This window comes from Chloroflexaceae bacterium, from assembly GCA_025057155.1.
Lineage (GTDB): Bacteria > Chloroflexota > Chloroflexia > Chloroflexales > Chloroflexaceae > JACAEO01.
Genome location: JANWYD010000023.1, coordinates 50,287 through 63,279, shown reverse-complemented (window position 1 = coordinate 63,279; position 12,993 = coordinate 50,287). Strand labels below are relative to the sequence as shown.

Sequence of the window (12,993 nt, the reverse complement as noted above, 5' to 3'; positions counted from 1 at the left end):
ATTCCCGTATGTGGGGTTCCACTGAGATCTGCTGGCGTGCCGGGTCTTCACCCTCCCCCGCCGAGCGTAGCGAGGCGGGGGAGGGTGAGGAGCCCTGCGCCGCTTAACCAGCCATCGCGGCGCTGCCGCAGCGAGTGGCGCGTCGTCGTTTTGATGGCGGCTGGCGCTCGCCGCGCTCCTCCTGCGTGTGGATCAGACCTCTGGCGCGGGCGCGCACCAGCGCCTCCACACATTCCCCATCGAACTCAACGCCGGCCAGACCGCGTAAAATGGCGATTGCCTCTTCGGCGGAGCGGGCCGGCTGGTAGGGGCGGTGACTGGTAATGGCGTCGAACACATCGGCCACGGCGACGATGCGGCCCACCAGTGAGATCTGGTCGCCGCTCAGACCATTCGGATACCCACGCCCATCCAGGCGCTCGTGATGCTGGGAGAGGGCCGTCCAGCTATCTCGCAGCACCTCCAGTTCGAGCAGGCCATTTTCGCGCAGAAATTCCAGCCCGTACACCGGATGCTGGCGCATCTCCGCGAACTCAGAGTCACTGAGCCGGCGACGCTTCTTAAGGATGCGGTCGGGCACGCGGATCTTGCCTACATCGTGCAGCTTGCTGGCAATCCGCACCCGATACACCTCATCGGGACTCAGGCCAAGTTCCTGGGCAATCGCCACCGAGAAATCGCTTACCCGCTGGCTATGACCGCGCGTGTAGGGATCTTTCAGATCGATTGCCCCGGTAATGGCATCAATGATCCGGGTGGAGAGGGCCGACACCTCGGTATACAACTCAGCCAGACGAATGACCGTGGCCGCCTGGCTGGCGAGAGTTTCAAAGAGCGCGATATCTTCCAGGGCGAAGCCCATCCCATCGCGAGGGTTCAGCGCCTGAGCCCCGCCGATGATGCGCTCCTCAACGATCCCGCGGGCGTCGCCGAGTTGAATGCGCGGCGCTTTGAGCGGCACGCAGAGAATCGAGCGCGTAACGAAGCCGCTACTGGCGTCAACTTGCCGGTAGAAGCGCGGATCGCGACTCACATCATTGACCGCCACCGTCTCCCCGGTCGCCACCACATGGCCGATGATCCCCTGTCCCGCGGGCACCCGTTGGGCCACTATGCGCTCTCGGGTGGTCCCGGCGGCAATATGCAGAACCAGGTCGTCCCGGTTCGGGTCGCGCAGCCAGATTGACGTGGCCTCAACGTCCAGTAACTCGCAGGCGCGGCTCATGATCCGGTTGAGCAGTTCGTCACGATCAAGGGTGGTGGTCAGATGTGAAACGATCTCCAGCAGAGCCTGCTGGCGGCGTTCGCGGCGTTGGGCCTGAGCCAGGATGCGCTGTTTCTCGATCTCGTTCACCAGGCGTGATCCCAGCAGGTTGATCAGGGCCAGTTCTTCACTCTCTTCGCTGAGGGTGTCGGGCAGATTAAACACATGAATACAGCCAAGGGGCCGCCCCTGGCTCATGAGCGGCTGGCAATGGATCGTGCGCAGCGGCAGGGAAGCTGCCGCATTGCATATCCAGTCTCTGAGCGTGTCGCGCCGGGTTGCGTCGGCGACGAACAGCGCCTTTCCCTGGCGCAGGACAGCCCCCGCCAGGCCCTGGCTCGCCGCGCCGCGCGCGGCAAGGAGACGCTGCGCCCCTGGAAGCCCGGTGACTGCCTGGATCGTGAGAGTCTGGGTGTGCTCGTCATAGAGTGAGAGCACGCCGGCTTCGGCCTCGGTCGCGAGAACCATCAGTTCGAGCATCTGACCATACAGATCCTCCAGGACGCTGGCAATTGCCAGTTGATCAGCGCGCTGCATTGCCTGAACGAAGCGCTGGAAGCGTGTCTCACGCAGGAGCATGCTGGACCTCCACGGGCCTCGTGGCGGCGTCACCACGAGGCTCACAGCAACGGGTGACAGACAGCACGACAACAAACCAGGCGCCCCGGGGCTGGCAGCAACACTGCTGGCAGATCATCGTCGCAGACGATAAGGTATGGCCGCGGTCGCTGCGAACGGCGGCCACGGGCTAAGTTACAAGGAGCGTGACGGCGGCGCACAGTCGGGGGAAGAAGCGCCGCCAGTAGCGCGGGCCGTGGGTTGTAGCCTGGTTTTCGTCTGGAACGACGAATGGTAGAACGAGAGCTCCAGTTTAACCGCCTGTGATGGAGAAGACGTTTCTCGGTAATTGCGGAAGTCCCCGTCCACCACGTTATGCGCTATGCGCCAGGGCGCGAACATAACGCACCAGTTCCTCAGGATCGGTGGCGAGAGCGACCGGCATGCCGGCGGCCTCGGCGATCCGTTCCGGGCTCCAATCGTCAATGGTGCGTTCACCACGATAATCGAACATCACCCGCGGCAGCAGGGCGCGGGCGCAGCCGCTCTCCCGCAGGGCCGGCACGACGTCTTCGGCGGTAAGCAGGCCGCTTACGGTCACCGTCGGGCCAAAAAAGGCATTGGTCACGGGCACGATCCGTGCCGTCAAACCCTCGATCCGGTTGAGCCGCGCAGAGACGTGGTTCATTAACCCGGCGACGAGCGTGCCGCAGACGATCGCCAGGCTGGCGGGACGGGGCAGGCGGGCGGGCAGACGGCGACGGGCCCTTGCCCAGAGGTCGAGGAAGTCGCGCACCATGCCAACGCCGTTGGAATACTGCGGCATCCCATCGTAATGATCGGCGGGAGGCACGGAGCGACCGGCCAGCAGATAAAACTCGTCGCCTGGATAGACGAAGGTCATCCCCAGTTCTTCGCGGCAGCGGGCACCGAACGACTCAACCAGATCAATGACGGCGGCGGCCTCGTCGGGGGTATAACAGCGCAGAGGCATGTCACTGGCCGCTGCCAGCCGCGAGCAGAAACCCAGAGCGGGGTCATGGAACGGTGGGCCGCCGTCTGGCGCCGCCATAGGCTGGCCGGCGGTCTGTTCCCACAGCGGCTGGCGCTCCCAGTTGGCGTCAATCCACTCCGGGCTTTCATGGACCTGAATGGCGGCCTTGAGACTGTTCGGGCGTTTGCCGTCAAAGCGGTATTTCGTCAGACCGACCGGAACGACCGCGACGGACTGCACCGTAGGGTGGAGCGCGATCAGGTCGGCGATGCTCTGCCGCAGCACCTCGCCGTCATTGACGCCAGGGCAGGCCACAATCTGGGTATGCACCTCGATTCCTATGGACCCCAGGCGCCGGATCTGCGCGCGGACATCGGGCGCGTCCCGCTTGCCGAGCATCACCGCGCGCCAGAAGGGGTCGGTGGCATGCACACTGATGTGCAGTGGTGAGAGGCGCTGCTGTTCAATCCGCTGCCAGTCGGCCTCGCTCAGATTGGTGAAGGTGACAAAATTGCCATACAGGAACGAAAGCCGGTAATCATCGTCCTTCAGGTAGAGCGTCCTGCGGAAGCCTTTGGGCATCTGGGTCAGGAAGCAGAAGGGACACTTGTTGTTACAGGTGCGTAACCGGTCGAACAGCGGCTCGCTGAACTCGATGCCAAGATCCTCGTCGGGGTGCTTTTCAACTTCGATGACCCGTTCCGCATCGCCCGAATGCACAAGCAGTTCCAGGCGCTCTTCCGCAATGGCGAAGCGATAGTCAATCACATCGCGCAGCCGCTGCCCGCCCACGGCAACGAGCACATCGCCGGGCTTCAGCCCGACCTCGGCAGCGATGCTGCCGGGAGCGACGGCGATGATCACGCCGCCTGCGCCGGTGATCCGTTTAACATCGGGTTGGTATTCCACGGTTGCTGGCGCCTGGCAGATCGGCCTCTGGATGATAGAGGTTGACGGTAACAGGGCATTTCCTGTACCGGTTCGAGGCTATATTATACCATCGTCAGCCTGTCGGGCTGATGAATGCGAGGTGTACAATTATTCACGAAAGGTGGAAGCGCTCACGAAGGCTTATGCCATGAGGTGAACATAAGTCCTGCGAGGGAGGGGCAGGGCAACGCTCCCGAAAACATACCCGTTCCGAGAGGCTCACAGAGTTTTACCATTTTGGATGAACCGGATTGCGCGAAGAAACACCAGAGGCAAAGACTACGCCAATGAGCGACCCGGCAAAAACGAGCGGGGCGCTACCGGAACATTTTGCGGCCCCGGTGCTCGGCGTGCCGTTTGAGTTTCGCAGCAACAGCGCAGAGGTCATCGCCGCCACTGAGCGGGCCTTCGGACTCTGGCGCAGCCTGCCGGCGAACCTGGTCGAGACGGGGCCGCCCGGGCAGGTAGAAGTCATCGTGCAGGCTTTTGCTCCCGACGAACTGGCGCCGGGCGGAACGCTGGTGACGCGCAGCCACGCGGGCGCACTGATCGCCGCGGGGAGGGGGCGCCTGCTTAGCGCGCTACCGGCCGGCGGGCACGCGCTGGCGTTCATCGCCCCGGAGGTAGCGGCTGATGAAGCCTGGCTGCGCCACGAGGTGCTCGAGCGCCTGACCCTTGCCCTGGCCGGCGCCCGCGGACGATCGCCCCTGCGGGCCGGGGCGGTCGTCTGGCGCGGGCGCGGCATCCTCTTCATCGGGAATGAAGCGTCGCTCAGCGCAACGCTCGCCGTCGGCTGTGCAGGCGCCGGCGCCGCGCTGCTGGCCGCCGGGGTGGTCTTTCTGAGCGCGGGACATGCGCCGGCGCTCTGGGGGCATCCGGGAATCGTGCGCCTGCCGCTTGAGGCCGCCCGGCACTTCCCCGATCTGCCATGGCGGGCTGTGAGCGCGGAACCAACGCTGATCGAACTGGACGCGGCCTCGCTCGGCGCGGATCGGCTGGCGACCCACGCTGTGCGGGCCGTCCTCTGCCTGGTTGAAGCGGTTACGGGGCAGGCCAGCCACTTGCAGGGGCTGGCCCGCGATGAGGGGTTAGATCGCCTGGCGCGCGCGCTGGAGCCTGACCCCTCGGTGATCGGGCCGCTCGCCGGGCTGATCAGCGAGCGGGCCTATCTCCTGCGGGCAGGCGCCGACCCGCGAACCGCCGTGGCGCTCCTTGAGCACCTGATCGAGCGAGGAGAGCTGCGGTAAATACAGCCCATTCACAGAAGGCGCAACAGCCGCCGCCTTCTTACTGGCCGGCGCCATCCCACAAGTATCGCTCCAGATCAACGTGGTCACTCTCGTCTACCTGGACGCCTTCGGCTTCCAGGCGCGCCCGTTGCATGGCTGGCTCATAGGCGTTGCTGATGAAGCCGTTACGGTTGACGACGCGCCACCACGGCGTTTCATCGCCGCCGGAGGTGCGCAGGGCGTGGAGGGCATAACCCACCAGCCGGGCATGACCGGGATACCCCGCCAGGACTGCCACCCGTCCATAGCTGCACACCCGTCCATAGGGGATCTGCCGGACCACCGCATAGATTGCCGCGTAACTTGTCATTGATGGTTCAGGCCAGGCGTCCACCGTCCACGGCGAGGGTCGCGCCGGTGACGAACGAGGCGCCATCGGAGCATAGCCAGAGGACCGCCGAGGCCACTTCCTCGGGAGTGCCGAGGCGACCCACCGGCTCGCTTTCAGCGAACTGCTGGAGGAGGCGCTCATCGCCTCCGGTAAACTCATCAATCAAGTGGGTGTGGATCGTGCCCGGCAACACCGCGTTGATGCGGATGTTGTTGCGCGCGTATTCGAGAGCGGCGGCCTTCGTGAGCCCAACAATGCCGTGCTTGCTCGCTACGTAGGCCGACACGCCGCGGGAACCGGCCAGCCCGGCGGTTGAAGAGGTGTTGACGATCACCCCGCCGCCCTGCCGGAGCATCTGCTGCAATTCGTACTTCATACACAGCCAGACGCCCTTGAGATTGATGCCAATGACCCGATCCCAGGCTTCTTCGGGATAGTCGGCCAGCAGGGCCTGGGGGCCGGAAATGCCGGCATTATTGTGGGCAATATCGAGTCGGCCATACATCTCCAGAGCCGTGCCAATCATCGCCTCGACATCGGGGCGCCGGGAGACGTCGGCGCGCACGAAGATCGCATCGGTGTTTTCAGCGCGGGCGAGCGCGGCTGTCTCCTCTCCCGCCTCGATCTGAACATCGGCCACCACCACCTTCGCGCCAGCCCGAGCGAAGGCGAGGGCCGAGGCGCGCCCGATGCCCGACGCGGCCCCGGTAACCAGGGCGACTTTTCCTCTAAACTCCGGCCACATATAGAAAACCTCCTGATCAATAAGTATGCCACAAAGGCGCGAAAATCAACGGGATTGGAAGAGTTTTAAAGCAAAGCCTGCGCAACATCCGCTTCCAGGAGTGAGTCGTGGGAGCGCACGCTGCTCCGGCGCCGGCTGAGAGGAACGAAGAAAGCCGCTTTGCTCCATGCTTCTTTAAGCAAAAGATGGTTTTCAAAACAAGGGTTTGATATGGCAATGTAGTAGATAACACTTTTGTCAACGACGCAACAGGCCCGATCCCCCGCGCGTTTGTACAATCGAACATGGCGTTGGAGCGAGCGCGCGAGGGAACGGGTATGCCTGAGGAGCAAGAACGGCACGGGAGCCGGAAAGAGGATGAGCAGGCGGACGCGACGGACGCCGCCGCACTCGAACCGGCGGAAGACCCGACTGCCGAGGCCCCGCCGCCAGCGCCCTCGCCACCGCGCCAGTCACACCGCCACACCGTGTGGCGGTGGCACGTGCGCCGGCGCCGGCGGAAGATACGTTAGCGCACCCCTTCCAGGCGATCCTCGAGGTCGGCGTGGAGCGCGCGCAGGCGCTCGAGGGTCTCCTCATCAGTCTGCCAGATGCCGCGACTGTGGGCCTCGAGCAGCCGCCCGACGGCGTTGCGGGCAGCCTCAGGGTTGGCGGCCTCCAGACGCTGGCGCATGGCATCGTCGAGGATGAAAGTGGCCGCAGCCTGGTCATAGACCCAGTTGTCCACCGCCCCGGTGGTGGCGCTCCAGCCGAGCATGTAGGTGAACCGGTGGGAGATCTCGGCGGCGCCGTTGTGGCCGTGCTTGAGCATGCCTTCATACCACCTGGGGTTGAGCAGACGGGTGCGGTACTCGACCCGCAGCACCTGTTCCAGGTTCTGCACGCGCGTCTCGGCGGTGAAGCTTTCGACATAACTGAGGGGCACCGCCTTGCCGGTGGCGCGTTCGGCGGCGGCCTTGAGGGCACCGGAGTAGCCGTAGTAGTGCTGCATATCGGTCAAACCGTATTCGACCGAGTCGATCTCCTGGGCCACGCGGTCCACTGTTTTGAGGAGGGAGCGCAACACTTCAGGCTGAGCCGCGCCGCCTTTCTGTCCGCCAAAGGCGTAGGCGTTGCGCTTGATGAACAGTTCCTCCAGCTCGCGGCGGTCCTCCCAGGCGCTGCCCTCGATGGCCTCGTCCACATCGGTGCCATAGGTGCCCTCGGCCTGGGTGAAGATCCGGGCCGTTGCCGCCTCCCAGCTCTTGCCCTCGGCGAGCATGGCCTGCACATGCTTGCGGATGAAGTTCATATCCTCCGGTTCTTCGGCGCGGGCGGCGTCGCAGACCAGCCGGTCGAGCAGATCGATCGTGCCGGCGAAGGTGTCGCGGAAGATGCCCGAGGCGGTCATGAGCACGTCAATGCGCGGGCGGCCCAGTTCCTGGAGGGGTATGAGGGCGTAGCGCCCCACCTTGCCCTGGCCGTCCTTGACCGGGCGGGCGCCGATCAGGCCGAGGACGATACCGATGGCCTCGCCCTTGGTCTTGATCGAATCGAGGCCCCAGAGGACCTGGGCGATGGTTTCGGGGTATTCGCCGTTGTGTTCGGCGCGATGGGCGGCGATAAGCGCCTCGGCGATGCGCACGCCGCGCTGGTAGGCGCTGTCGGAGGGCACGCGGAAGGGGTCAAGGCTATGGATGTTGCGCCCGGTGGGCAGGACGGCCAGACCGTCGCGGATCAGGTCGCCGCCGGGGGCGGCGGGGATGTAGCGCCCCTCGAGGCCGCGGAGCAGGAAGTCCAGCTCCTGGGTGTTATCGCGCAGGGCGGCGAGCATGGCCCGTCCCAGCTCGGTGAGGGGCAGAAGGAAGATGTTCCAGGCCGCGGCGCCGGCCTCGCTGATGCCCAGAACGGCCTGCCAGGCCCGTTCCGGGGCTTCGCCGTCGAAGACGGCCCGCCGCACAAACTCGTTGCAGACTGTCTCGACGCGGTCGCGCAGCTCCAACGCAGCGAGATCGCCCCGGCGCGCCCGGGCGAGGAGGGCGGCGTAGCCGTCCTGGGCCTGCCCTTCGCCGGCGGCGCGCCCGGTCACTGCGCTCATCACCAGGTCGCCCAGGCCGGGGTTGCCATCGCGGGAGATCTTGAGCGCCTCGACCACCAGGGTCAATTGATCCTCGGCGGGCGGGGCGCTGCCGAGGACGTGGAGCCGATCAGTGATCAGCGTGGTCTCCAGATCGCGCAGGTAGGCGTAGACCCGCGAGGCGAAGTCGGCGAACGGCTCGTCCTGGTAGCGCGCCAGGTCGGCGTCAAGGTTGAGGAGTTCGATCTTCTGCGCGATGGCCGCTTCGAGATCCGCATTCGGGCGTTCGCGGTACTCCTCGAGAACGTCCTTGAGGGCTTGCAGCTCTTTGTACAGCCCGGCGCGGCCGTAGGGCGGAATGGCGTGCCCGACGATCACTGAGAACCCGCGGCGCTTGGCGATGTTGGCTTCGGCCGGGTTGTTGATCGGATAGACGTAGAAGTTGGGCACGGCGCCCAGGAGCACATCGGGCCAGCAGCGCTCGGTGACGCCGAGTTGCACGCCGGGCATCCACTCGGCGGTGCCGTGCATGCCCACGTGGACGATTGCATGGGCGCCGAACTGCTCCGTCAGATATTTGTAAAACAGCGCGTACTGGTGGTGCGGCGTATTCTCCCGGTCGAAGAGCAGGCGCATGGGGTCGCCGGGCATGCCGATCATCGGCTGGACGCCGATGTAGATATTGCCCAGGGTCATGCCGCCGAGGCGCACGGCGTCTCGCCCGGCGGGGGCGATATCGCCGGGGAAGGGCCCCCAGCGGGCGTTGATGCGTTCCTGATCCTTCGGGCGCAGCCAGGCGTGAAAATGCTCGCGACCGACGGTGGGGCGCGACACCGGGGGGTGACCGGGGGGCAATTCAGGCACGTCAGCGCGGATGGAGGCCTCCAGGCAGCGGGCCAGTTGCGCCGGGTCGCGCGGGTATTCGCCGACACGATAGCCGGCGGCCTTGAGACGGTCGAGGAGGGCAATCAGCGTGGCGGGCACATCGAGCAATGCCGCAGTGGCAGTGTTACCCTGACCGGGCGGATAGTTATAGACCACCAGGGCCAGTTTCTTCTCGCGGTTGGGCGTATGGCGCAGACGCACGAACCCGCGGGCCAGGGTGGCCAGCCGTTCAAGGCGGTCGGGCACGGTGCCGATCTCATTGCCGCGCATGCCGCCAAGGACCACGGGCGCCACGGCGCCGTCCATCTCAGGCAGGGAGTAGAGGATAGCGGACTGGAGGGGGCCGACGCCGTGTTCGCGCCAGTGGTCCTCATCCTGCACGAAGAGGGGCGAAGCCACGATATAGGGGACGTCGAGCTTGCTGAGCAGTTCGCGGGCTACGGCGACAGTCAGGCCGGCCTTCGACGATCCGGCCGGCCCGCCCACCAGCGGGAAGCCCATGGTGTTGATCAACACGTCCACATTGAGCCTGGAGAGCCACTCGCGAACGACAATGTGGCTCTCGATGCCCTGCACGAAGATCGGCAGCACGCGCAGACCGGCGGCCTCAAGCGCGCGCACCAGGTCGGCGTGGTAGCGGGTGCCGCCGAGGATATGAGCGCGGAAGGAGAGCACCGCCGCCGTACCCAGGGGCTTCGCCGAAGCGCCTGTGCTCCTGGCGCGGGCGCGAGCGCGCTCCTTCTCCCAGCGCAGATACTCCTCGGGCTTGCCGAAGTAGCGCGGTGCATCGGGATGGGCGAAGCCCATGCCCGGCAGTTCCACCGGAGGGGCCACGTGGAGCTTGGAGAGACCGCAGTACTCGCGCAGGATCAACTTGAACATGTTCGCCGTATTGGCGACATCGCGGTTGTTCCAGTAGGTGGTGACGTTGGTCCAGTTGCGGAAGTCGGTAAGCCGTCTCCCAGGCAGGAAATTGACCAGCTTCGAGGTGATCTTCTGGAGCTTGACATAACCATAGTAGGCGTCTTCCTCGCGATTGCCGACCAGAAGGCGGGCCACGTTCTGCACCGGTTTGGGCATACCGCCGCCCTTGCCGCGCATAGAGTAGTTGCCCACTTTAGTCAGCCGCATCACCTCGGGGACGCCCTCGAAGCAGAACACCACCGGCGGGTCGAGACGTTCGACGGTCGGCACGAGCCACTCGGCGGTCTCATGGAGGGTGATGATCGAGGTGATCAGGCAGGCGCAGCGTGCAAGCGCGGCTTCCACCTCCTGCGGGCGGCGTTGCACGTCGCTATCCTCGAACACGTGCACCTTGAACTCCGGCGCCTCGGCACGTACCTGGGCCTCGGCCTGGCGGAACAGGTCGTGGCTGTAACGTTGCATACCAAGGATCAGCACAAACTCGATTGGGCGCGCCATTGCTGTCCTCCTCATCGTTCGGCTGCTCTTATTATCCTTCAAGTCGGGAATTATTCAAGTTTTGCAATTACGAAAAAAAGGCTGTGCAATACGTTATTCGATTGCGTGTGGTCTGTGGTTACAGGCGCGAGCTAGAATTGGTTTAACGCGATGCCGGACCGCCCGTGCTGCGATGCGACTGATGCGCGGTCTGCAATCAGACGCGCCGGTTGCATCGGGACGGGCAAGAGAAAGCGGTGGCATATGTCCGCTATTTTCACCACCCCTGAGGCGCTCAGCAAGGAAAACGCTGCATTACGGGCCGAACTGGCGCGCTACCGGGCGATTTTCGAACAGCTTGGCGTGGGGATCCATGTCTACAGGCTGGAAGATCCTGAGGATGACCGGACGTTGCGCATGGTGGCGGCGAACCCGATTGTCGAGGAGCTGACCGGCGTGAGTCCGGCGAATATTGTCGGCAAGACCCTCGACGAGAACTTCCCTGGACTGCGCGAACAGGGCGTGCCGCAGGCCTACGCCGGAGTTGTGCGCAGCGGACAACCTCTCGCGTTCGAGGTGACCTATGGCGACGAGCGGGTGATCACCAGCGCCTTCGCGGTGCGCGCGGTTCCCTTGCCGAACGATGAACTGGCCGTGATGTTCGACAATATTACGGCGCGCAAACAGGTAGAACAGGAGTTGCGACGGCTGAATGCCGAACTGGAGCAGCGGGTGGCCGAACGCACCGCCGCCCTGGAACGTAGCGAGCGGTTTCTGCATCATGTGCTCGAAACCTCGCCAGCAGCGATCTACATTAAGGACCTCGAAGGGCGGTTCCTCTTGATCAACCGGTACGCGGCCCAGATAGCCGGCCGGGCAACGGACGAGTTGATCGGGCATGCCGACAGCGAGTTCTTTCCCGAAGCGTATGTCGCCCGGTGGCGCGCCGCCGAGCAGGAAGTCGCGCGGACGGGCCAGGTCGTGGTCCAGGAAGAAACGGCCCCGATGCCCGATGGCATACACACCTTTCTTTCCATTCGTGCGCCAATGTACGACGAGCATGGCAACGTCTTCGCCATCAGCGGGTTCTCAACCGATATCACTGACCGGGTCCGGGTCGAAGAGGAACTGCGCCAGGCCCGCGAGCGGCTTCAGTTGATCATTGACAGCCTGCCGGCGGCGGTGTTCTGGAAGGACCGCAACTCGATCTACCAGGGCTGCAACAAGACCTTCGCCCGCTTCGCCGGACTGTCCTCGCCCGATGAGATCGTGGGCAAGAGCGACTACGATCTGCCCTGGACAAGAGAGGAGTCCGACTCATACCGCGCCTTCGACCGGCAGGTGATGGAGTCGGGCGAGGCGGCGCTGCACATCATCGAAACCCAGACCCAGGCTGACGGCCGGGTGGCGTGGGCCAGCACGAACAAGATCCCGCTGCGCGATGGTCGTGGCAGGGTTATCGGCATTCTTGGCACCTACGAGGACATTACCGATCTGAAGCGCACCGAAGAGGCGCTGCGGGAAAGCCAGCAATTGCTCCAGACGCTGTTCGCGCATCTGCCGGTAGCAGTGTTGTTGAAGGCGGCAGCGGACGGCCGCTTCGTCCTCTGGAACGCGGCCAGCGAACTGCTCTTCGGCTTGCGCGCCGAGGAGGTGATCGGGAAGACTGACTACGACTTCTTCCCGCGCGAGCAGGCCGACGCCTTCCGGGCCAAGGATCGCGAAGTGCTTGCCCGCGGGGTCACCGAGGTGATCCCCGAAGAACCGGTGGACAGCCCGCATCTTGGCCGGCGCATCGTGCGGACGACCAAGATCCCGCTCTACGACGAGCGGGGCAAGCCGACCTACCTGCTGGTAATCTGCGACGATCTGACCGAGCGCCGACGGGCCGAGCAGGAGCGACTGGTCCTCCAGGAGCAGATCATCGAGGCCCAGCAGCAGGCGCTGCGCGAGTTGTCCACACCGCTGCTGCCGCTCTCAAAGCGCGTGGTGCTGTTGCCGATCATCGGTTCAGTGGATACGGAGCGAGCGCTTCAACTGATTGAGACCTTGCTTGAGGGCGTCGCCAGGCATCGCGCCGACATCGCGCTGATTGACATAACTGGTGTACACATAGTAGACACCCAGGTGGCGAACACGCTGATCCAGGCGGCGCGTGCGGTGCATCTGCTCGGCGCGCGGGTGGTGCTTACGGGGATACGTCCCGAAGTCGCGCAGACCCTGGTGCAACTGGGTGTGGATCTGGGGGGCATTCTGACCCGCGGCACACTCCAGGACGGGATTGCCTTTGCTTTCGCGCAGGCGGGAGGGTAGTGCGTGGAGCGGGCCATGGTGCTCACCCTCCCCCGCCTCGCCGTGCCCGGCGCCCCCTCCTCTCAGGGGTAGGGTTTTTGGAGCGAGAAAGGGTTTTCGGCATTCCGGCGCGCTTACGACCCTCACCCCCCCGCCCCCCTGTCCCGCGCGCGGGAGAGGGGGGAGTTGGGCGTTCCAATGCCCCGGATGGCGCATGCGACGCAAGGATGCGCCGGAAAACCCTCCAC

At 64.8% G+C, this 12,993-nt stretch carries 9 protein-coding genes; 4 read left to right on the top strand and 5 right to left on the bottom strand.

Features of this window, described 5'->3' with window-relative positions:
• Window positions 1-103: 103 nt before the first annotated feature.
• Window positions 104-1,843, bottom strand: coding sequence for a GAF domain-containing protein (locus NZU74_18045; protein ID MCS6883238.1), 1,740 nt, complete (start codon window positions 1,841-1,843; stop codon window positions 104-106).
• Between the two features lie 136 nt (window positions 1,844-1,979).
• On the opposite strand from NZU74_18045, the gene NZU74_18040 reads away from it, so the two are divergent.
• The gene (locus NZU74_18040; GenBank protein ID MCS6883237.1) at window positions 1,980-2,120 is read left to right on the top strand and encodes a hypothetical protein; all 141 of its coding nucleotides are present in this window, start codon (window positions 1,980-1,982) and stop codon (window positions 2,118-2,120) included.
• Window positions 2,121-2,195: 75 nt separating this feature from the next.
• Here the strand turns inward: NZU74_18040 and NZU74_18035 are convergent, their stop codons facing one another.
• Window positions 2,196-3,725, bottom strand: coding sequence for a DUF512 domain-containing protein (locus NZU74_18035; GenBank protein MCS6883236.1), 1,530 nt, complete (start codon window positions 3,723-3,725; stop codon window positions 2,196-2,198).
• A gap of 308 nt (window positions 3,726-4,033) precedes the next feature.
• On the opposite strand from NZU74_18035, the gene NZU74_18030 reads away from it, so the two are divergent.
• On the top strand, window positions 4,034-4,993 hold the full coding sequence (locus NZU74_18030) for a hypothetical protein (GenBank protein ID MCS6883235.1): 960 nt from the start codon (window positions 4,034-4,036) through the stop codon (window positions 4,991-4,993).
• A 40-nt stretch (window positions 4,994-5,033) separates the two neighbouring features.
• On the opposite strand, the gene NZU74_18025 is transcribed toward NZU74_18030, so the two are convergent.
• The gene (locus NZU74_18025) at window positions 5,034-5,345 is read right to left on the bottom strand and encodes an MGMT family protein (GenBank protein ID MCS6883234.1); all 312 of its coding nucleotides are present in this window, start codon (window positions 5,343-5,345) and stop codon (window positions 5,034-5,036) included.
• 7 nt (window positions 5,346-5,352) lie between these two features.
• A complete protein-coding gene (locus NZU74_18020; GenBank protein MCS6883233.1) occupies window positions 5,353-6,111 on the bottom strand; it encodes an SDR family oxidoreductase in 759 nt (252 codons plus the stop codon).
• 317 nt (window positions 6,112-6,428) lie between these two features.
• Here NZU74_18020 and NZU74_18015 point away from each other — a divergent pair, with 317 nt between their 5' ends.
• Window positions 6,429-6,623: a hypothetical protein gene (locus NZU74_18015; GenBank protein ID MCS6883232.1), complete on the top strand. Its 195-nt coding sequence runs from the start codon at window positions 6,429-6,431 to the stop codon at window positions 6,621-6,623.
• Here NZU74_18015 and bchH read toward each other — a convergent pair.
• A complete protein-coding gene (gene bchH / locus NZU74_18010) occupies window positions 6,620-10,474 on the bottom strand; it encodes a magnesium chelatase subunit H (protein ID MCS6883231.1) in 3,855 nt (1,284 codons plus the stop codon). The genes NZU74_18015 and bchH overlap by 4 nt on opposite strands.
• 243 nt (window positions 10,475-10,717) lie before the next feature.
• Between bchH and NZU74_18005 the strand changes: the two genes are divergently transcribed.
• Window positions 10,718-12,766 carry a PAS domain-containing protein gene (locus NZU74_18005; GenBank protein MCS6883230.1) on the top strand — a complete coding sequence of 683 codons (2,049 nt, stop codon included), beginning with the start codon at window positions 10,718-10,720 and terminating at the stop codon, window positions 12,764-12,766.
• Window positions 12,767-12,993 lie beyond the last annotated feature (227 nt).